At 33.5% G+C, this 21550-nt stretch carries 11 protein-coding genes, 7 tRNA genes, 3 rRNA genes and 1 pseudogene; all 22 read right to left on the bottom strand.

Annotated elements, in window-relative coordinates; all coding sequences use genetic code 11:
- Window position 1: 1 nt before the first annotated feature.
- The 22 genes and pseudogenes from EL235_RS07195 to EL235_RS07300 all read right to left on the bottom strand — a co-directional run bounded on the left by EL235_RS07195 (window position 2) and on the right by EL235_RS07300 (window position 21518).
- Window positions 2-793 carry an NADH-quinone oxidoreductase subunit C gene (locus EL235_RS07195; RefSeq protein ID WP_126341137.1) on the bottom strand — a complete coding sequence of 264 codons (792 nt, stop codon included), beginning with the start codon at window positions 791-793 and terminating at the stop codon, window positions 2-4.
- Window positions 793-1290 (bottom strand): NuoB/complex I 20 kDa subunit family protein, encoded by a 498-nt coding sequence (locus EL235_RS07200; RefSeq protein ID WP_039619352.1) that lies wholly within the window; start codon window positions 1288-1290, stop codon window positions 793-795. The genes EL235_RS07195 and EL235_RS07200 overlap by 1 nt, the downstream gene beginning before the upstream one ends.
- Complete coding sequence (locus EL235_RS07205) at window positions 1269-1688, bottom strand: NAD(P)H-quinone oxidoreductase subunit 3 (protein WP_039627152.1); 420 nt, start codon at window positions 1686-1688, stop codon at window positions 1269-1271. The genes EL235_RS07200 and EL235_RS07205 overlap by 22 nt, the downstream gene beginning before the upstream one ends.
- Before the next feature lie 116 nt (window positions 1689-1804).
- On the bottom strand, window positions 1805-2476 hold the full coding sequence (locus tag EL235_RS07210) for an ATP-binding cassette domain-containing protein (protein WP_126341138.1): 672 nt from the start codon (window positions 2474-2476) through the stop codon (window positions 1805-1807).
- Window positions 2460-3233, bottom strand: coding sequence for an ATP-binding cassette domain-containing protein (locus EL235_RS07215; RefSeq protein WP_126341139.1), 774 nt, complete (start codon window positions 3231-3233; stop codon window positions 2460-2462). Before EL235_RS07215 ends, EL235_RS07210 begins: the two co-directional genes overlap by 17 nt.
- A complete protein-coding gene (locus tag EL235_RS07220; protein WP_039642390.1) occupies window positions 3230-4006 on the bottom strand; it encodes an ABC transporter permease in 777 nt (258 codons plus the stop codon). The genes EL235_RS07215 and EL235_RS07220 overlap by 4 nt, the downstream gene beginning before the upstream one ends.
- The gene (locus tag EL235_RS07225) at window positions 3999-4937 is read right to left on the bottom strand and encodes an ABC transporter permease (RefSeq protein ID WP_039619694.1); all 939 of its coding nucleotides are present in this window, start codon (window positions 4935-4937) and stop codon (window positions 3999-4001) included. Before EL235_RS07225 ends, EL235_RS07220 begins: the two co-directional genes overlap by 8 nt.
- 11 nt (window positions 4938-4948) lie before the next feature.
- Window positions 4949-6484 carry an ABC transporter substrate-binding protein gene (locus tag EL235_RS07230; RefSeq protein ID WP_126341140.1) on the bottom strand — a complete coding sequence of 512 codons (1536 nt, stop codon included), beginning with the start codon at window positions 6482-6484 and terminating at the stop codon, window positions 4949-4951.
- Window positions 6485-6522: 38 nt separating this feature from the next.
- A complete protein-coding gene (locus EL235_RS07235; protein ID WP_126341141.1) occupies window positions 6523-8475 on the bottom strand; it encodes a hypothetical protein in 1953 nt (650 codons plus the stop codon).
- Window positions 8475-12227: pseudogene (locus EL235_RS07240) on the bottom strand (type IIG restriction enzyme/methyltransferase). Before EL235_RS07240 ends, EL235_RS07235 begins: the two are co-directional and overlap by 1 nt.
- 1164 nt (window positions 12228-13391) lie before the next feature.
- Window positions 13392-13508: ribosomal RNA gene (rrf, locus tag EL235_RS07245) — 5S ribosomal RNA — on the bottom strand.
- 248 nt (window positions 13509-13756) lie between these two features.
- A 23S ribosomal RNA gene (locus EL235_RS07250) occupies window positions 13757-16664 on the bottom strand.
- A gap of 453 nt (window positions 16665-17117) precedes the next feature.
- A tRNA-Ile gene (locus EL235_RS07255) sits at window positions 17118-17194 on the bottom strand.
- An 8-nt stretch (window positions 17195-17202) separates the two neighbouring features.
- Window positions 17203-17278 (bottom strand) — tRNA-Ala (locus tag EL235_RS07260).
- Between the two features lie 95 nt (window positions 17279-17373).
- Window positions 17374-18887, bottom strand: a 16S ribosomal RNA gene (locus EL235_RS07265).
- Together the 16S, 23S and 5S rRNA genes with 2 tRNA genes alongside form the textbook arrangement of a ribosomal RNA operon.
- A 421-nt stretch (window positions 18888-19308) precedes the next feature.
- The gene (locus EL235_RS07270; protein WP_114640699.1) at window positions 19309-20175 is read right to left on the bottom strand and encodes a hypothetical protein; all 867 of its coding nucleotides are present in this window, start codon (window positions 20173-20175) and stop codon (window positions 19309-19311) included.
- Between the two features lie 94 nt (window positions 20176-20269).
- Window positions 20270-20354 (bottom strand) — tRNA-Leu (locus EL235_RS07275).
- 5 nt (window positions 20355-20359) lie between these two features.
- Window positions 20360-20436, bottom strand: a tRNA-Arg gene (locus EL235_RS07280).
- 27 nt (window positions 20437-20463) lie between these two features.
- Window positions 20464-20540, bottom strand: a tRNA-Arg gene (locus tag EL235_RS07285).
- Between the two features lie 3 nt (window positions 20541-20543).
- Window positions 20544-20620: transfer RNA gene (locus EL235_RS07290), tRNA-His, on the bottom strand.
- Window positions 20621-20632: 12 nt separating this feature from the next.
- A tRNA-Pro gene (locus EL235_RS07295) sits at window positions 20633-20710 on the bottom strand.
- Window positions 20711-20795: 85 nt separating this feature from the next.
- Window positions 20796-21518 (bottom strand): TerC family protein, encoded by a 723-nt coding sequence (locus EL235_RS07300; RefSeq protein WP_126341142.1) that lies wholly within the window; start codon window positions 21516-21518, stop codon window positions 20796-20798.
- Between the last annotated feature and the right edge of the window lie 32 nt (window positions 21519-21550).

Consider the following 21550-nt stretch of genomic DNA (forward strand, 5'->3'; position numbering starts at 1 on the left):
TTTATCTTCTCTTATCTAAAATTTTTACTTGCGTTCTTTTGGCTTTTTTCACAAAAGGCACGCCACCTTCTTCTTGATATTCTTGTAGGTATTTATCTTCTCTTAAAGCTTCGCCTTTACCAACCTCATGATAAATTCTGCTAAAGTTTAGCGTGTCTTTTTCATCTACAAAACCTGGATCTCTATTTTCCTCGCCTACAACCTCGCGGTATTCTTTTCCAAAAATTTTATCTATCTCATACCATTTAGCAAATTCATCACCATGCAAAGGATAGCTTTTTAAAAAAGGATGTCCATACCAATCATCAGGCATTAAAAGTCTTTTTAAATTCGGATGATTGATGATGAAAATTCCAAACATATCATATATTTCTCTCTCACACCAATTAGCACCCTTAAAAACACTCATAACACTTTGAAGTTTTTCTTTTAAACCAACGAAAGTCTTTACTCTCACTCTTAAATTTTTCTCCATATTTAAAAGCTGATAATATACTTCAAAACCTTGTTTTTGAGCGACAAAATCAATCGCACTTGCATCAGTAAAACAACTATAACCTAATTTTTTAAGCTTGCTAAGAATAGCAACATTATCATCTTTGTTTATCTCAATCACCCAAAAATCAAGCTCTATAAAAGAATTTTTTAACTCAAATTCTTGGCTTAAGATTTGATGATAACTCTCAAAAACACTACTCTCTGTGCTTAGTTTTTTAGTTGCAGGTGCATGGTAAAATCTATCTTCATAATAATTTTTTAGCTGAGCATTTTTCTTATCGCTATATTTTCTCATCATATAAGCCTTTTTGGAGCTATTTTTCTACTTGCTTTTTCTTTACGAATTCTTTTTTGCAAAATCATCAAAGCAAATTGAAAAGTTTCAGGGCGTGGGGCACAGCCTGGCACATAAATATCAACAGGAATGATTCTATCTACCCCTTGAACAGTAGAATAGGTATTAAACATACCACCAGTATTTGCACAAGAACCCATAGAAATAACCCATTTAGGATCAGGCATTTGATCATAAAGTCTTCTTGTAAATTCAGCGTGTTTTTTGCTTAAAGTACCCGCTATAATCATTACCTCAGATTGTCTTGGACTTGCTCTAAAAATAGTTCCAAATCTATCAAAATCATATCTTGCACCACCTGCTGCCATCATTTCAATAGCACAACAAGCAAGCCCATAAGATAGCGCCCATAAAGAATTACTCCTACCCCATTGCACTAACTTATCAACCGTAGTTAAAACAACTGGCGCATTGCTCATTTTTTGATACTCTGCCATGCGAATGCTCCTTTTTTATAAGCGTATAAAAAACCTATTGCAAGCAATAAAATAAAAACAAACACTTCTACCAAGGCAAATAAAGATAAGCCGTATTTTGAAAGCTCTGCGGTTAAATCTTTAAAAATCACCGCCCAAGGAAATAAAAACACCACTTCAATGTCAAGCAAAATAAAAATCAAAGCAAAAACAAAAAATTGAGAATTGATTTTATTTGCTTGCTTAGAAGCCATAGGCCCGCATTCATAAATTCCAAGTCCGAGTTTTTTTCTATTGCAAGAGGCGAGCTTGGAGCCTATTTTAGAAGAAATATACACCAAAGTAAAAAATATAACACTTGCAATGACAAGCATTGCAAAGATGCCAAAGTATTGATGCTCTATAGTTGCGTGCGTCATAATAAACCTTTTATTCAAGCATAATTAAAATTTATTTTACTTTAACTTAGCTATATAAAAACTTATTATCAAAAAAATAAATTTTATGATATTTCAAAATGAAACAATTTTTATCTTTATTGCAAAAACACTTTTTTATGGCATATATCTTGTAAGATTTTTTCTTGATGAGAAATAAATATATAAGTAATATCATGCGTTTTTTGAAAAGCGTGCAAGTAGTTTAAAATTTTATAAGCAGTTACCACATCAAGTGCTGCTGTGATTTCATCTAAAATAAGCAATTTTGGCCTTAAAAGCAAAGCTCTAATCAAACCTAATCTTTGACTTTGACCACCACTTAGCTTAGAGGGTTTTAAATTTAAAATATCTTTTTCAAGTTCAAAAGCATCAAAAAGCTTAAAAAGCTCTTCAAAATCGGGCTTAAGTTTAAAATTTTCATATACATCAAGTAAAAGTTTTTTAGTACTTTTATAAGGATTTAAAGCTAGCTTTTGATCTTGGAAAATATATTGTATTTTTTGGCGCAATTTTCTTTGAGTATTAAAATCTAAATTTAATATATTTTCATTTTCAAACAAAACTTCTCCGGTATTTGCACATTCAAGCATACAAAGAATTTTAGCCAAAGTGCTTTTGCCACTACCACTTTCCCCACAAAGCAACAAATTCTCATTTTGTTTTAAAGAAAAACTCACATCTTTAAAAACAAAAATTTCTTCTTCTTTTAAATACCAGTGTTTTTTAAATTTATAAGATTTGCTTAAATTTTTAACTTCTAAAAACATTTTCATTCTCAAAATAATTTAACAATTCTTTAGCAAAAATACCTTTTGGATTGTTTAAAAATTCTTTCATAGGCATTTGATAAAGCAAAGTTTTATCTTCTATGATAACTACCTCATCACAAAGTTCTTTAGCTAAATTTATATCATGCGTGATGAAAATGAGATTTTTAAATTGCGCTTTTAACTCTTTTAAAATAGTGATGATTTTTTCTTCATTAGCTCTATCAAGAGAACTTGTAATCTCATCACACAATAAATACTTAGCACCGCTTAACAAAGCTAGAGCCATTTGAATGCGTCTTGCCATACCACCACTTAACTGATATATAAAAGAATGCCACAAAAGATCATGATTTTTAAGCCCTAAACATTCAAAATAATAAAAGGCTTTTTCTTTAATCTCTTTTGTGCTTAAATTAGTATGAGTTTTTAAAACTATATTAAAATAACCCCCTATATCAACAAGAGGATAAAAACTCCCATAAACATCTTGAAAAAGTAAATTTACCTTAGTTCTTAAGGCATTTAGTTCTTTTTCTTCTAAATTTAAAATATCTTTTTGATCTATCTGAAATTTTTGTGCATTGAGTTTATAGTGTTTATCAAAAAGCTTAATCATACTTTTTAAAAGCAAGCTTTTTCCTGCTCCACTTTTACCCATGATAGCTAAAGCTTTGCCATCTTCTAAATTAAGATTTACATCCTTTAGTAAGATTTTATCTTTAAAACTAAGGTTAAGATTTGAAATTTCTATCATGCTTTAATCTCTTCTTGTAAATCATTGCCCAAAGCAAGCAAAGGCAAAATAAGCATAAGTATAAAGGCTACTGGAAAAACTATCATCCACCAAAACCCTAAAAACACAGCCTTACTTGCTTCATTGAGCATATTTCCTAAACTTGGAGTCCAAAGCTCTACACCCAAACCAAAAAAACTCAAAGTGGCTTCACTTGTAATAGCATGAGCGATATTTAAAACAAAAAGCACAAAAAGCAAATTCCAACAAGCAGGCAAAAGTTCGCTAAATAAAGCTTTCATCTTGCTAGAACCTAAAATGATAGCATTTTGATAAAACTCAAGTTTTTGAAATTTATTCAGTTGGGCATCAAGCACCTTTGCCACAAAAGCAAAATGCCCCAAAGCGATGATAAAAATCATACTCCACAAAGATCCTGCCAAAAAGCTTTGAAAAAACATAATCACAAGCAAAGAAGGTAGTGCTAAAAGCATATCAATCACCCTAGCGAAAAAAGCATAGGCAAAAAATCTTGTTAAAAACACATAAACACAAGCAAAAAGCACACTAAAAAATGCCGCCATTACCCCTACAAATAAAGAAACACGCAAGGCATATAAAATACGCGTAAAAACATCCCTACCAAGTAAATCTGTGCCAAAAATATGACTTAAATTTGGGGCTATTTTAGCCTTACTTAAATCCACTAAATTAGGATCATAAGAACTTATTAAAGGTGCAAAAAGTGCTAAAATAAAACTTAGCAAAATCATCATCACGCAAAACTTACGCATTAGCAAACCTTGGATTAATCATCTTACAAATTATTTCTACGATCAAATTTACAAGCACCACTACTAAAATGCTAAAAATCACCACAGCTAGCACCACAGGATAGTCTTTAAACAATATGCTTTTAATCACCAAATTTCCCACACCCTCATAAGAAAACACACTTTCTACTATATAAGTTCCCATTAAAAAACTCACAAAAGAAGCACCAAAGTACGCAAGTATAGAACCAAAAGCATCTTTTAACACAAAGTGCAAATAAATTCTTGTTTTGCTAAGCCCTCTTGCAAAAGCACTTTCTATAAAGCTTTGATTTAAACTATCAATCAAACTTGTCCTTATAAAACGCACAAAAACAGCTAAATGCGAAAGCACTAAAGCACATACTGGTAAAAACAAATGCCACAAACGATTAAACACATCATCTTCAAAACCAATATCAGCAATAGCCGAACTTGGAAAAAGCTTAAAAAATACAGCAAAAACTAAAATAAGCATTAATGATAAAGAAAAAGCAGGCAATGCAAAAAAACTCATCGTTAAAAAAGTGATAAATTTATCTAAAAAGCTATCTTTATAAAGAACACAAAAAAGTGCTAAAACCAAAGATAATACAAAAAGTATAAAAAAAGCTAAACTCCCCAGTATGATGGTATAAGGAAGTTTTTCTTTTAAAATTTCACTAACTTTTTCTCCGCTGATTAAAGAGTAGGAAAAGTCGCCTTTTAAGGCATTAAAAAGCCAATTTTCATACTGCTCTAATAAGGGCTTGTCTAAATTTAAATTACGCTCGATTTCTTCTTTTATTTTAATACTAGTTCCTTGAGGCACACTAGCAAAAACCACACTTCCTTTAGCATGATAAATCATCACAAAGCATAAAAAACTTGCAAAAATCATCAAAAAAAACGCCCATAAAAGGCGTTTAAAAATGAGTTTTAACACTAATTTTTGCTCCACTCATAAGCATTCCAAGTAAAACCTACCCCATGGTGACCTAAAATGTGAGGTTTTATACCTTGGATATTTTTAGCAAAAACTAAAGGATAATCAATATAAGCTATAAATAAAAACGCAGGATCTTTATGCAATGCATCGATAAATTCTTTATAGTGTTTTTTTCTTTCGTTTACATCAAGCGAATTTCTAGCCTTTGTTAAAGCCTCATCAACTTTAGCATTTTGATAATGGCCAAAATTCCATCCACTTGAGTTTAAAGCACTATCTTGAGAGCTTGCAAAAACTCTAAAGGTGTGAAAATCAGGATCATAAGGACTACCCCAACCCACTAAAAAGCTATCAATTTTCGTATAATCAAAACTTCCACTTGGCTTAGCTACCGCTTTTGCTTTTATGCCAAGCTTTAAAAACTCACTTTGTAAGATATTTACCAAAGCCACTCTTAGTGGATCTTCACTCATAGCATACATTTCAAAGCTAAATTCTTTGCCATTTTTTTCTAAAATGCCATTTTTATTTTTCGCAAAGCCCGCTTTTGCTAAAAGCTCATTTGCTTTTTTTACATCATAAGCATAGCTTGCAAATTCTTTAGGATTTGCCCATGATTTTTCTAAAGGATGATTTGCTACCTTTCCAAAAGAATGCAAAAGTGAATTTATAATAGCTTGTTTATCAATAGCATAATTTAGCGCTAAACGCACATTTTGATCTTTTAAAAACTCATGATTAAGATTAAACATCAAAGCACGGTAATCAGCCGAAGGTTCTATAAGCATTTTAAAGTTTTTATCATTTTCAAAATTTGAAGCTAAAGCAAAATCAACCAAAGCTACATCAATAGAACCATTTTTAAGTTCAATTGCGCTAATGCTTGGATCTTTAATGTGTTTTAGTATGAGTTTTGGTGTTTTTACCTTAGCTAAATGATAATTTTCATTTGCTTCTAAGATCATGTATTGACCTTGTTTCCATTGCTTTAGCTTATAAGATCCTGTTCCTATAGGCATTTGATTAAATTTAGTGGTATTTAAATTTTCTTTTTCAAGTAAATGTTTTGGTAAAATCCCTACACTCAAAGCGTCTAAAAATGCAGGAAAAGGCTTTGAAAGTGTGATAGACAAGTGATAATCATCGATGATTTTTACTTCTTTAACTGCGTCAAAATTTACTTTTGAAGGCGAGTTTAGCTTCTCATCTTTTAAAGCATTTATACTAAATTCCACATCCTTGGCACTAAATTTAGCCCCATCATGCCACGACACATCATCTCTTAAAGTAAATTCATAAACAAGTCCATCTTTGCTAACTTTCCAAGAGCTAGCAAGATCAGGCGCTAGATTCATATTCTCATCAAAGCGTGTAAGTCCTGAAAACACAAGTGCAATCGCCACATCATGATCTTCACTAAAAAGCGGATTAATACGCTCTGGTTCATTCTCCACTGCGATGATGATAGTATCTTTTGGTGTAGCGGCAAAAAGATTTAAAGCACAAAAAAGCATTATAAAAAATCGCAACATAATTTACCTTTCTTTTTAAATAATTTCAAATTATAACATTAACTTGGCACTATGGAGTTTTTTCGTGCGGTTTTTTGGAGTGAGAATATGCAAAGTAAAAGTATAATACTATATAAAACACTAGTAGATTTTATAACATTTGATGTGATTTCATCTTGCTTTATAGCTTTAGAAATTTCGGTATATTTTTTACCTAAAAATTCTGTTGCTATGGTTAAATTTTGTTCTTTTAAATCTAAGATATTATCTTTGCTTTCTATGATTAACTTTTTAGCCACATCTAGTTCTACAAAAGAAACATCTTGATAATGCCCAGATAGGTTAAAATCCTTATGAGAAATTTTTGCAAGATTTATAATAGAACTAGAATTTAAATCTTGAATGGCTTTTTCAATTTTACTTTCATGAAGTTTTTCTGATGAAAAAACACCTATAAAAGGGTTGATAAATTGTGGTGTTTCAATTAAAACAGCAAAAAAAACAATATATGCAAAAGCTACAATAAAAAAACGCGGGTATTTTCCATAAAAAAACATCAAACTAACAAAAGAAACCAATAAAATATAACAACATATAATAATAGGCTCTGGATTTTGAAAACATAGTAATAAAAATACACCATATCCTATACTCACAATTAAAAAAATTCGAAATGTGCATAATTTAAATATATTTTTGCGAGCAATAAATAACAAAAAAGCTATAATTACAACCGTTGCAAAAGCTAATGCAACTATAAAACCAAAAACCGATTTAACAGCACTGTCGCTTTGTAGCCAAAAAAGAAGCGAAGCGTACAGTGCAATCATTACAACTGTGAAATTAAGTATTTTTAAAAAACTTGTGTGATGATTGCTAGTGTTTCTATATACAAATAACAATGTAAAATTAATCCATTCAGTAAAATTATATAATTCTTCTTTTAAAAATTTTGCAGTAGTATTTTTAGAATCTATATTATCATTTATGCTTATAGCTTTTATTATAGTTTCTTTTTCTTTTGCATAAAGTTCTAGTTTATGCCATTCCTGAGCTTCTAAAATATTATTTTGGCTTATCAAAACATCTTTTATAACTCTGAAAGAATCTTTTAAATTTTTAGCATATCTTAATTGATGTTTATTATTAATCTGATTTATTTTTTCTTTTTCTTCACTGCGTATATTTTCAATTTCGTTTTTATAAGTCTCATCTTTGTAATTATATTCTATATATTTTTCAACTGATTCAAAATCTAAATTATCTATATTGACATTTGTTAAATTTATAGCCTTTTGTTCTTTAAAATAACAAGCACTAAAATTCGGAGCTTTATCAAAAGTTACCCCATAAAAACAAGCAACTTTATCGAATTTACATTCATGAAAATCAACATAATCTTTGAAATAAGAGTTGTTAAAATATATATTATCTTTAAATTTAGACATTTCAAAACTAACTCTATTTTCAAAATCAAAATTCATTAAATTTACTATATCTTCAGTTTCACAGAAGTCAAATACGAAATTTGCTCCAAATTTTATATTTTTACCGGAATTATATTTATTAAAGTCTTTAAAAATACATTTTTGAAATTTTACATCTCCTTGTATATCTGAATTTATAGTCACTCCTTTAAATTTACATTCACTAATATTTAATTCTTTTATATGATTTATCTCACCATCAAATACAATACTATCTAATGTACAATGCAATATATTTAATTTTTCAAAATATGTATTTTCAAGATTAAGTTCTAAACCATCTTCATCATTACTTTGAAATGTCACTGTTTTGTTAAAAACAATATTCGAAAAATTAAAATACTTATTTTTTAATTGCTCATTAAATATAATGACAATTTCTTCATTTACAATAATTTTATCTTTATCTTTTATTACTGCTGTATTATTTTCATCATCTGCTAGATAATTTAAAAACATTTCAAAATCATTTGTGTAGTTTCCATTCTTCAGATACATTATAAAGTTATTTATTTGTATAGCCATCACTTTCCTTCAATTATTGATATTTCTTCTTCGGTTAGGTTGTAGAGTTTATAGACTAGGGAATTTATTTTGTTTTCTTGTTCTTGGGTGTTTGCGTTTTTGTCTTGTTCTTTTAAATTTAAAATCTCATCGACTAAGCTTATAAGCTCGTTTGCTAGTTTTTCATTTTTAGAATTTATTTTTGGTATAGGAAATTTTTCTACATATTGATTTGATAATAAAAAACCTTTATCTGAATATAAATGCCCGATATTTTTAAAATAATAAAATATCAAACTAGAATTTAAAAATCCCAAAAGATATTTAAGTTCATTTTTAGAATTTCCTACCATAAAAGCCATAGAATCCAATAAAACACACTCGTTTTCTAAAATAAAACTCGGTTCTTGGGTTACTCTTTGCCAGCCTATCTTTTCTTTTTCAAATTCCTCTAAATAAGCACAATTTCTAAGGTTATAAGGTGTTTTTCCTTTGTCAGTTCTTTTTTCTAAAGTTTTATAATACGGCTTTAAATGCTGTTTTAAGCTAGGGTATTCATCTATATTTATCGCTTCTACCTTTTCTCCGCTTTTGCTTTTATAGCCATTGTGAGCGTTGATCACCCAAAGTCCCGCCCACTCATAGCTATATCTTTTTATATCTCTACCGCGTAGCATTTTGCGTATGAGTTTGGCGGTGCGTTCTTTTTCGGCTTCATCTTTGCATTTAGCTAAAATTTCATCTCTTTTTTCAGTAGTGATAATAAAGGCTTCATTAAGCCTTGTTAAAATTCCACGATATATATTAAGCCCATGCCAGTCCTTAAGTGGAGTCCGTGCTTTTCTATCTTTGCTTTTAGCGCATTTGTGCTTTCATCGTTAAAAGTAAAGCTTTCTTTGCTTAAAGAATTTTGTGCGATTTTGTTAAAATTTAAAATGCTTTCTATATTAAAGTCGTTTTCTTTTAAAAGCTCGGTGCTTGGGGCTAGGTGCTTAAAGCTACTATCTTTAGTTTTTGCTTTTTCAAAGCTTAGTATGGAAGTATCTACCGTAGCACCTTCAAAGACTTTTATACCATTTAGATCAATGTATTCTAAAAGTGTGGTATTTTTGAGTAAAAACTCTCTTAAAGCTTCTCCATAACCTGCTCTTGTGTATTTGTTTGAAGTGATGAAAGACAAAACACCATTTTGCTTTAGCACATTAAACCCAAGCTCATAAAAGTAGGTATAAATGTCGCTTGTGCCTTTATATACCTTATAGTTTTTGGCTAAATTTGGCTTTAGTTCTTTGATGTCTTCTTGTCTGATGTAAGGTGGGTTACCTATGATAAGATCAAACCCTTGAAAACTCCCGCTCTCATCAAGCACTTCGCTAAATTCAAAACGCCATTCAAAAGGATTTGCACTTTCTAAGTCAAATATACTCTCATAAAGCTTTTTAAGCTTTTTAAATTCTTTCTTGGCAGCACTTTCATCAAAGTCAAATTCAAACATATTTTTAGAGAAAAATGCTCTAAAATTCTCATCTTTTTCATCTTGTGCTAAAAAATCGCCGTATTTTTTAGAGTATTCATTAGCACCGTTGGTAAGTTGCTTGATCTCTTTGGCAAATTTGTCTTTTAAGCAGAAATTTTTAAAAGACTCTTTGAGGTTTTTGATCTCTTTTGCGATGAGAGTTTTGTCGGTGTAAAAGCCTTCTTTGTAGTCTTTGACTATGCGTTTGTATTTATCCATGCGTTCTTTGATGTTGGGGTAGTGAGAAAGGCTTTTGTGAATTTCAAAATAACTTATAAGAGAATTCCCACATTTTATGTTGATATCGATGTTTGGTAGGGTTTTAAGATCATGATAGTTTGTATCATCAAAGCTTTCATAAAAGCTGTGTTTTAAAAGCTCTATCCAAAGCCTTAGTTTAGTGATCTCACATGAGTTTGGGTTGATATCTACTCCAAAAAGGTTGTTTTCTATGATGTCTTTTTTACGCTCAAAAAGTTCTTTTTGACAAAGGTGGGTTTTGTCTTTGTCAAAATCAGGGCGTTTATACTCTAAAAATTGGCCTTTGTGATTTTGCACTAAAATTTCATCATTTTGCACGCTTAGGTAAAAGTCCTCTTCAAACAAACCAAGCTCATAATGCACCATAAGCATGGCATTTAAAGCTGAAACTAAAAAATGCCCACTTCCCACCGCAGGATCGCAAATGCGTATGGAATTTAGCAAGGCTAGTTTTTGTTCTTGAGGGATTTTTCTTGGCGTAGCTGAGTTCTTAGCTCGCTTAGCTTGGTGGCATTTAGCTTAAAAGCATGGTTAGACTTATCAAGCACGACTTTTTCTATACTTGCTTTACACATGTATGAAGTGATAAAGCTTGGGGTGTAAAAACTACCTTCTTTGTAGCCATTTAGCTTTTCAAAGACATTTCCTAAAACGCTTGAGTTGATGAGTTCTTTTTACTTGATGAGTTCTTCGCTTTGCTCATCTGCTCCAAAATCAAAGCTGTCTAAAAACTCAAACAAATACTCAAGCAAACCTACTTTGTCTTTTTTACTTTTTCCTTTGTCATCTTTTAACTGCGTGTGTGGGTAGTACTCTAGCAAAGCGTCATTTTCTAAAGTGGCGATTTCTAGTGTGGTTTTTCGACGGCTTGTTTTTCAAAAAGTGATGAATTTAAATAAGGCAAATAGCTAAATTTACTCTGCGCTCTTGTGTGCTTTTCTTTAGCTAAGATATCAAAGAAAAGGTGTGAAAGGGTGGTGAAATTTGGAATTTTTTCATAGTTTAGAAATTTAAGGGTTTTATCATCGTTAAATCTAACCAAATTTGACTCAATAAGCTTTAAAAATAAAATACGATTTAGCCAAAGTATGATGAATTTTAGCACCTCTTCAAAGTCATGCTTTGGAAGTTTGCTCGCTATGAGATGATAAAGTGTGCCTTGGGTTTGTTTGCTTTGCTCACTTTGTGTAATGATGAATTTAGAAAGCTGTTTGCTCTCGCTTAAACCCAAGATGTATAAAAGCTCTTTATAGAATGCGTTGTTTAGTGAGTTTGCGTCATTTGGGCTAAATTCATTTAGTAAAAAGTCTTTGTGGAAGGTTTTAAAAATGCTTGCTAGGTTTTTGAAATTTGACTTTTGCTTGTCTTTTAAAAAGGCTAAATCAATGAAAAAGCCTTTTAAGCTTTCTTTAGAATTTTCTATGAGTTTGCTTGCTTCTTTGTAAAATTCATCGGTGTTGCCTTTAAAAAGTGAATTTGGGCTTTGAAATTCTTCAAAAAGCTTTTTAAAACTTGTATTTTTATAAAAAAACTCTTCAAACTCACTAGCTTTGAAAATGTAAAATTTATAAAAATCTGTGATGATGATAAATTTCAAGCTAAAGCTATGTTCTCTATTTCTAAAGTAATACAAAATAGCCTCATGCAAGGATTTGGAATTTGGCTTTGTGTGGGTGATGAATTCTTTTGAGTTGGGCTTTTTAGCTTCGATGAGAACTTCTAAGTCTTTGCTAAGCTCATCTTTAGCGATGGCTAAATCAATCTCGCTTTTGCCTTTTTGTTTGGTTTTGATGTGGGTTTTGAAATTTAGCGTGGTTAAAAATGGACTAAGTGCGTTGGCTACAAGATAGTCTTCGTTTTCGCTTTGTGAGCTTTCAAGCCTTTCTATATACTGCGTTAAAGCCTTGCAAAAAGTGTCAAATTCATTTTGTGTGATTTGCTTTTTGCGGTAGTAAGGGTTGAAAAAATCTTTTTCATTTAGCAAAGTAAAGTGCATTTTTAACCTTTATAAAGAATATTTTGTATTTTACTAAAATTTACTTTAAAGGATTGAAAAGAAGTTGATTTAATCATTATCATCCATACTATTTTCACATGTCATTATATACTATATCTAGATATAACAATTAACAAAAACTAAAAAACCCACCAACCAAAAACAATTAATCTTTACTGAGCATATTTATTTTAAAGTACAACACTAATAATTTTACTTAACTATAATACAAATAATATAATATTAACTAATCTATAATTTTATAAAACCACAGCACTATTTAATTCAAATATCAATCTTTCCAACCTAAACAAATAACAATCTAAGTAATAACTAACAATAAAATAACAACCAACCCCAACCCATCAAATAAGCCATTAAAACAATTCAATAACTAACAACACAAATCTAAGCCATAAAAAATAACTAAAACAATCAAGCTAACCAAACAACCAAGAAACACATAAAAACCCAATTTATCAGATTAATAAAAAACCAAAAACATAAGCAATAAAAACTAAAAAACCAAATTTATCAAACTCGCTATAAACATTTTAAAGCTAAAACGACTAAATCCCCAAACAATATAAAACCAAAAGCTAAATCACTAAAAACACAAACAACTAAAAACAAGAATAACAACCATAAAGAATAAAAATAAGAATAAAAAAATCATAGCAATAAATTAAAAAAATAAAGAATAAAAATAAATTAAAAAATCAAAGAAATACAATTAAATAAAAATCACAAAAAATAAAATAATAAACCTAAAAACCATAAAATAGAATAGATTAAAAAAACAATAAAAATTTAAAAATAAAAATCAATAATAAGTAAAAGAATAAACCAATTTAAGGATTAAGCCAATAAACAATCAAATAGCATATAAAACTAAATTTTATAAAATAATAAAAAATAACAATAAACATCCTACCTAATCAACACAAACTAATTAGAAATTTTCACAAGCTAACCAAGCTAATCCACCACAAGCAGTAAAAACTAAACCACTAAATAATTCATGATCGCACCATAAAAGAAATAAAAGAAATAAAAGAAATAAAAGAAATAAAAGAAATAAAAACTATCTCTAAAGAAAAAACAAATAATAAATCAATTAAGGATTTAACTAAGTAATAAGTAAGAATAATAAAAGAATTAACAAGTCCGCAATGAGCTACTTTCCCCCTGCCAGTAAGGCGTAGTATCATCACCCACGATGTGCTTAGCTTCTTGGTTCGGGATGGAGCAAGGCGTCTCCACATCTGTATAATCACGGACATTGTTATTTAAATATTCTTCGGAAGATTTAGTTTAAAATAAAACTTTACCTTTATATTTTTTGCTTTTTTTCTTCTTTTACTTATCTTTCATTTTTGATAAGCTTTTATAAAAAATACTTAAAAAACAATGTTAAGAGCAAGTTCCAATATAAACTTTACTTGTAAGATTTTATAAGCTAAATGTAGTTTTCATATAAAAACATTTAAAGCTTTATTAAAAACCTTAACAAGGAAGTGATGCTTAAATAAGATAAGCCAAACGCTCTATTAGTACTGGTCAGCTAAAGGACTTTCATCCATTACACACCCAGCCTATCAAACTAGTAGTCTTCTAGAGAGCTTAGAGAAGATTCATCTTAGAGTTGGCTTCACGCTTAGATGCTTTCAGCGTTTATCCGTTCCAAACTTAGCTACGCTGCGATGCTCTTGGCAGAACAACAGCTACACCAGTGGTTTGTTCAACCCGGTCCTCTCGTACTAGGGTCAAATCTCTTCAATCTTCTTACGCCCACGGCAGATAGGGACCGAACTGTCTCACGACGTTCTGAACCCAGCTCGCGTACCGCTTTAAATGGCGAACAGCCATACCCTTGGGACCTGCTCCAGCCCCAGGATGCGATGAGCCGACATCGAGGTGCCAAACCTCCCCGTCGATGTGAGCTCTTGGGGGAGATCAGCCTGTTATCCCCGGGGTACCTTTTATCCTTTGAGCGATGGCCCTTCCACACAGAACCACCGGATCACTAAGACCGACTTTCGTCTCTGCTTGACTTGTATGTCTTGCAGTTAAGCTGGCTTATACCTTTATACTCTACGAACGATTTCCAACCGTTCTGAGCCAACCTTTGTAAGCCTCCGTTATTATTTGGGAGGCGACCGCCCCAGTCAAACTACCCACCAGACATTGTCCCACTTGAGGATAACTCAAGCTGGTTAGCTACCCAAATAAGAAAGAGTGGTATCTCAACAACGGCTCATATACAACTGGCGTCATATACTCAAAGCCTCCCACCTATCCTGCACATTCTTATCCAAATAGCAGTGTCAAGCTGTAGTAAAGGTCCACGGGGTCTTTCCGTCTTGCCGCGGGTAGGAGGAATTTTCACCTCCACTACAATTTCACTGGATCCCTCTTTGAGACAGCTCCCATCTCGTTACGCCATTCATGCAGGTCGGTATTTAACCGACAAGGAATTTCGCTACCTTAGGACCGTTATAGTTACGGCCGCCGTTTACTCGGGCTTCGATCAAGAGCTTCGCTAATGCTAACCCCATCAATTAACCTTCGAGCACCGGGCAGGCGTCACACCCTATACATCCTCTTACGAGTTAGCAGAGTGCTGTGTTTTTGGTAAACAGTCGGGAGGGACTCTTTGTTGTAAGTTTCTTCGCTTTCGGAGTAAATCCTAATACGAAGCGAACCACACCTTATACCGAAGATACGGTGCTATTTTGCAGAGTTCCTTAAAGAGAGTTCTTCCACGCGCCTTAGAATACTCATCCCACCCACCTGTGTCGGTTTACGGTACGGGCAACATTAGCTAAACTTAGAAACTTTTCTTGGCTCGACGGCATCAGCAATTCTCCTCGCTGTCCGAAGACTTTGAAGAGCCTTTCAGTTCTCGGAGTATTGTTATACGGATTTGCCTATATAACCTCCTACGACCTTAGACTAGCACTTCCATCCGCTAGCTTGCTTAGCCCTAAGCGTCCTTCCATCGCACACTAATGTTGGTATTGGAATATTAACCAATTTGCCATCGTCTACCCCTTTCGGACTCGACTTAGGACCCGACTAACCCTACGATGACGAGCATCGCGTAGGAAACCTTGGGTTTACGGCGTTAATGATTCTCACATTAATTATCGCTACTCATGCCTGCATGCTCACTTCTATTCGCTCCAGCACTCCTTACCGGTATACCTTCGGCGCAAATAGAACGCTCTCCTACCACTTGATAAAATCAAGTCTACAGCTTCGGTACTTACTTTAGCCCCGTTATATTTTCCGCGCAAAATCACTAGACCAGTGAGCTATTACGCTTTCTTTAAAGGATGGCTGCTTCTAAGCCAACCTCCTGGTTGTTTAAGTAACTTCACATCGTTTTCCACTTAAGTAAGATTTAGGGACCTTAGCTGGTAGTCTGGGTTGTTTCCCTCTTGACGACGGATTTTATCACTCGCCGCCTGACTGCTGTGATTACATATAAGGTATTCGGAGTTTGATAGGGTTTGGTACATTGGTGTATGCCCTAGCCCATTCAGTGCTCTACCCCCTTATACTACGACACAACGCTATACCTAAATATATTTCGGAGAGAACCAGCTATCACGAAGTTTGATTGGCCTTTCACCCCTATCCACAAGTCATCCGGGGGCTTTTCAACGCCTATCGGTTCAGTCCTCCACTAGTTCTTACACTAGCTTCAACTTGCTCATGGATAGATCACTTCGTTTCGGGTCTGCAGCATCTGACTTAAGCGCCCTATTCAGACTCGCTTTCGCTACGGCTTCGCGTGTGCTTAACCTTGCCAGACACCACAACTCGCAGGCTCATTATGCAAAAGGCAGTCCATCACACTGTATTGCTACATAGTGCTCTGAATGATTGTAAGCAAATGGTTTCAGGTTCTATTTCACTCTGATCACCTCAGTTCTTTTCACCTTTCCCTCACGGTACTTGTGCACTATCGGTCTGGTAGTAGTATTTAGGGTTGGATCGTGGTCGACCCAGCTTCAGACAGGATTCCTCGTGTCCCGCCCTACTCAGGATACTGCTAGCTAAGGTTTGGTTTTCGTATACGGGACTATCACCCTCTATGGCTACACTTTCCAGAGTGTTCTACTAACCTTACCTATTGCACATTGCAGTCCTACAACCCCCAGTGCAAGCACTGGGTTTGCCCTCTTGCGCTTTCGCTCGCCGCTACTAACGCAATCTCTATTGATTTCTTTTCCTGTAGGTACTAAGATGTTTCAATTCCCTACGTTCGCTCCATTATGGTAGTATATATCTCTATATACTGGGTTGCCCCATTCGGAAATCTACGGATCAAAGCTTCTTGACAGCTCCCCGTAGCTTATCGCAGTCTAGTACGTCCTTCATCGCCTTTACCAGCCAAGGCATCCACCATTCGCTCTTAATAGCTTACCTTTTAATTCATTCTAAAACGCATCACTTCCTTGTTAAAGTTTTTATGATAAGACTTTACTATCTTAAGACGGAAAGCTTTTAAACACTTAATAAAACTAAACAAATTAGTCTAACTAAGCTGTGAGTTTAAAACTTGTCTTTAACTAAAGCTAAAGAAAAGATAGTTAGGTTTTATCCTTTAACAAGTCCTGTAAAATTGTTTTTATTAAAACTTGCTTGTGACTCTTAACAATGATAATTCAAATAACATTAAATAACTAATCTAATATATAAATATTCTATTATTTATTTAGCTTAGGTCTTAAAACCTAAAGGAAGTATATATAAAGAGTTTAAATAATTTAAAAATATAAATAATAAAGTATTTTACTCTGCTTATTGCTATATTATTAACTATATACTTGCTTTAAGTTTTAAAACTTTAATTTATGATTGATAAACAAATCTTTTTTATGGTGGGCCTAACAAGACTTGAACTTGTGACCTCACCCTTATCAGGGGTGCACTCTAACCAGCTGAGCTATAGGCCCTTAATAAATGGTGGAGAATAGCGGGATCGAACCGCTGACCTCCTGCGTGCAAAGCAGGCGCTCTCCCAGCTGAGCTAATTCCCCAAAATTAGCTTTTCATCAATCTTTGAAATCTAAACAAGGATGATTGAGCCTATATATGAACTGATAGTTGTGAGACTTATCAGTTTGTACTCTAGAAAGGAGGTGATCCAACCGCAGGTTCTCCTACGGTTACCTTGTTACGACTTCACCCCAGTCGCTGATTCCACTGTGGACGGTAACTAGTTTAGTATTCCGGCTTCGAGTGAAATCAACTCCCATGGTGTGACGGGCGGTGAGTACAAGACCCGGGAACGTATTCACCGTAGCATGGCTGATCTACGATTACTAGCGATTCCGGCTTCATGCTCTCGAGTTGCAGAGAACAATCCGAACTGGGACATATTTTATAGATTTGCTCCACCTCGCGGTATTGCGTCTCATTGTATATGCCATTGTAGCACGTGTGTCGCCCTGGGCATAAGGGCCATGATGACTTGACGTCGTCCACACCTTCCTCCTCCTTACGAAGGCAGTCTATTTAGAGTGCTCAGCCTAACTGTTAGCAACTAAATACGTGGGTTGCGCTCGTTGCGGGACTTAACCCAACATCTCACGACACGAGCTGACGACAGCCGTGCAGCACCTGTCTCTAAGTTCTAGCAAGCTAGCACCCTCATATCTCTATAAGGTTCTTAGGATATCAAGCCCAGGTAAGGTTCTTCGCGTATCTTCGAATTAAACCACATGCTCCACCGCTTGTGCGGGTCCCCGTCTATTCCTTTGAGTTTTAATCTTGCGACCGTACTCCCCAGGCGGTACACTTAATGCGTTAGCTGCATTACTGAGATGACTAGCACCCCAACAACTAGTGTACATCGTTTAGGGCGTGGACTACCAGGGTATCTAATCCTGTTTGCTCCCCACGCTTTCGCGCCTTAGCGTCAGTTAAGTTCCAGCAGATCGCCTTCGCAATGGGTATTCTTGGTGATATCTACGGATTTTACCCCTACACCACCAATTCCATCTGCCTCTCCCTCACTCTAGACTACCAGTTTCCCAAGCAGTTCAACGGTTAAGCCGTTGGATTTCACAAGAGACTTGATAATCCGCCTACGCGCCCTTTACGCCCAGTGATTCCGAGTAACGCTTGCACCCTCCGTATTACCGCGGCTGCTGGCACGGAGTTAGCCGGTGCTTATTCCTTAGGTACCGTCAGAATTCTTCCCTAAGAAAAGGAGTTTACGCTCCGAAAAGTGTCATCCTCCACGCGGCGTTGCTGCGTCAGGGTTTCCCCCATTGCGCAATATTCCCTACTGCTGCCTCCCGTAGGAGTCTGGACCGTGTCTCAGTTCCAGTGTGACTGATCATCCTCTCAGACCAGTTAAGCGTCATAGCCTTGGTGAGCCATTACCTCACCAACTAGCTGATACTATATAGTCTCATCCTACACCGAAAAAACTTTCCCTACTCAACTTGTGTTAAGCAGGAGTATAGAGTATTAGCAGTCGTTTCCAACTGTTGTCCTCTTGTGTAGGGCAGATTAACTATACCTTACTCACCCGTGCGCCACTAATCCACTTCTAGCAAGCTAAAAGCTTCATCGTTCGACTTGCATGTATTAGGCACGCCGCCAGCGTTCACTCTGAGCCAGGATCAAACTCTCCATAAAAATAATTGGATAAGTTTAATCTTTTTCTTCAAAGAAAAAGTTGATTGTTAAGATTTAAAAATAAATCTTTCTGGCTCAATCGATCACTTATTTAGATTTCAAAGATTGACTATAAGATTTGATTAACAATATTAATAATTTAAAGAACAAACACTAAAAAATTAAGACAAAAAATCTTAGCTTTTTAAAACCCTTTTATTTTAAAAGGAAATGAAATTATATCAATAAAAGCTTAAAGTTTTATTAAATAGATTAGACATGTGGGGAATTTGTTTAAAGGAAATAATGGAAGGAATACAGAATAGGAGATGTAAGAGGATAAAAAACTCCAAAAAATTTTTAGTAAGGCTTTTAAATTTTTGCATAAAACATATTTAACTATAAAGTTAAAACACTTGTTTTGCCAAAATAATATATGGTTTTAACCAAATAGTTCCATAGCATCTTTGTATGCACTAACTAACGAAGCTAAAGTAACAAAACCACCGATAATTAAAAAAATCATTTCGATTTTTTTTCTTTTATTCTCTTTTATTTTTTCCTTTTTATCTTCTTCTTGATTTTGTTCAATATATAAAATATCAACAAGATTTTCTATCTGGATTTTAAGTTCTTGATGTTGCTCTAAAATATTATAATATTGAAATATAATTTTCCATATTGCATGTTTTTGTTGATAGTTATAGTGCACTGGATTACTAAAAAAATACTTTAGATTAAAAACATAAAAATCTTTTTTAATATCAATAACATCATGATAATTTTCTTTATCTATAATGCTTGAAGTTAAATTCAAATAATGCTCCATTTTTTCACGATAAACCAAAGAAAGCGCAAACATAATCATTGTATCGTTAAATTTACTTTCACAATTATTAAATTTAGCCTGAAATAAAAAGCCTTTTTCTGAAAACACAACTTTAATATCTGGATTATCATAACAATTTGATTTATCTATTTTTAATGTAGAACTACCTCTTAATAGTTGCGATATTTTACCATCATTCATATTTTCATCAGTATATGCAACTATATGATCTATCACACCTTTTTTAAATTGACAATACTCTTGACTTACCGAGACTCCATCTTTTATACATATAATACATATATCAAAAATTTTATATATTAATATTGTATCTTTAGCATGCTTTTGATCTTCTATATTGGTATAAATTTCTAAATTTTGAGCCAAAAAGGTATGAAAAAAATCTTTTGTTCTTGTATCTTTTTTAAATTTATCCTTGCAAAAATTTTCGATAATTTTAACTTGATATGTATTTATCATGACATCTTCTTATAATATTATAAATTTAACTTATTGTTATAAATACGATTAAGATGAATCGCGAAATTAAATACTTAAAAGAATTTTAAATTAGTGGTGCGGATGAAAGGACTTGAACCTTCACGCATTGCTGCACCAGATCCTAAGTCTGGCGTGTCTGCCAATTTCACCACATCCGCAAAAGTGGTACGCTCAAGAGGATTCGAACCTCTGACCTACGGCTTAGAAGGCCGTTGCTCTATCCAGCTGAGCTATGAGCGCATAAAAATAAAAGTAACAATAGGCTTATGGTGCGCTCGATAGGAATCGAACCCATAACCTACAGATCCGAAGTCTGTCGCTCTATCCAGTTGAGCTACGAGCGCTGATGGGGTGAGTGATGGGAATCGAACCCACGACCCTCAGGACCACAATCTGATGCTCTAACCGACTGAGCTACACTCACCATTTATAAAAATGGTCGGGGTGAAAGGATTCGAACCTTCGGCCCCTTGGTCCCAAACCAAGTGCGCTAACCAGACTGCGCTACACCCCGATGTACAAAAATAAAGCGTTATTTTACATAAAAAAATATTAAAAGTCAAGATAAAAAATATTTAGCATAAAAAATGCTAAATATTTTAAGAATTGTTTGCTTGTTTTTTTTGTGAAATGATGTTTAAAATTTCAACTATCAAAGAAAAAGCCATAGCTGTATAAATATATGCTTTATCTATATGAATATCAAAACTTTCACATACTAAAACAAAGCCTATCATTACTAAAAATGCCAAAGCTAAGATTTTAATACTTGGATATTTTTCTACAAAATCTGCAATTGGTTTAGAAGCAAAAAGCATAACTAAAACTGCAACAATAACAGCAATAATCATAATCTCTATATCTTGAGCAATACCCACAGCAGTAATAACACTATCAAGAGAAAATACTATGTCTATAACAGCTATTTCAGCTACTACAACCCAAAGTTTGTTGCTAATTTTTATATTGCTTTGACTTTCCTCTTGGTGCGTTATACTTTCTTTAATTTCTTTAATAGACTTAACTATTAAAAATAATCCTCCAAGCAAAAGCACCAAATCCCTGCCTGAAATTTCATTGCCTAATATACTAAACAAAGGCGTAACAAGCTTCATCACCCAAAATAAAGACAATAATAATAAAATTCTAGTAATCATCGCAAAAGCAAGACCTAAAACCCTACCCTTGTCTCTATGCTCTGGCGGTAATTTAGAAACTAAAATCGCTAGAAAAATGATATTATCAATCCCTAGTACAATCTCCAAAGCTGTAAGAGTAAGCAATACCACCCAAGCATCTACACTAAAAATCCATTCAAACATTTACTTTCCTTAAACAAAAGCGTAATTATACT

The organism is Campylobacter lari (assembly GCF_900638335.1).
Taxonomy (GTDB): domain Bacteria; phylum Campylobacterota; class Campylobacteria; order Campylobacterales; family Campylobacteraceae; genus Campylobacter_D; species Campylobacter_D lari_E.

Excerpts from the sequence above, each read along its gene's own strand:
- EL235_RS07220 (WP_039642390.1), bottom strand. The coding sequence starts at position 4,006 with ATGCGTAAGTTTTGCGTGATGATGATTTTGCTAAGTTTTATTTTAGCA.
- EL235_RS07215 (WP_126341139.1), bottom strand. The coding sequence starts at position 3,233 with ATGATAGAAATTTCAAATCTTAACCTTAGTTTTAAAGATAAAATCTTA.
- EL235_RS07300 (WP_126341142.1), bottom strand. The coding sequence starts at position 21,518 with ATGTTTGAATGGATTTTTAGTGTAGATGCTTGGGTGGTATTGCTTACT.
- EL235_RS07230 (WP_126341140.1), bottom strand. The coding sequence starts at position 6,484 with ATGTTGCGATTTTTTATAATGCTTTTTTGTGCTTTAAATCTTTTTGCC.
- EL235_RS07235 (WP_126341141.1), bottom strand. The coding sequence starts at position 8,475 with ATGGCTATACAAATAAATAACTTTATAATGTATCTGAAGAATGGAAAC.
- EL235_RS07210 (WP_126341138.1), bottom strand. The coding sequence starts at position 2,476 with ATGTTTTTAGAAGTTAAAAATTTAAGCAAATCTTATAAATTTAAAAAA.
- EL235_RS07195 (WP_126341137.1), bottom strand. The coding sequence starts at position 793 with ATGAGAAAATATAGCGATAAGAAAAATGCTCAGCTAAAAAATTATTAT.
- EL235_RS07200 (WP_039619352.1), bottom strand. The coding sequence starts at position 1,290 with ATGGCAGAGTATCAAAAAATGAGCAATGCGCCAGTTGTTTTAACTACG.
- EL235_RS07205 (WP_039627152.1), bottom strand. The coding sequence starts at position 1,688 with ATGACGCACGCAACTATAGAGCATCAATACTTTGGCATCTTTGCAATG.
- EL235_RS07270 (WP_114640699.1), bottom strand. The coding sequence starts at position 20,175 with ATGATAAATACATATCAAGTTAAAATTATCGAAAATTTTTGCAAGGAT.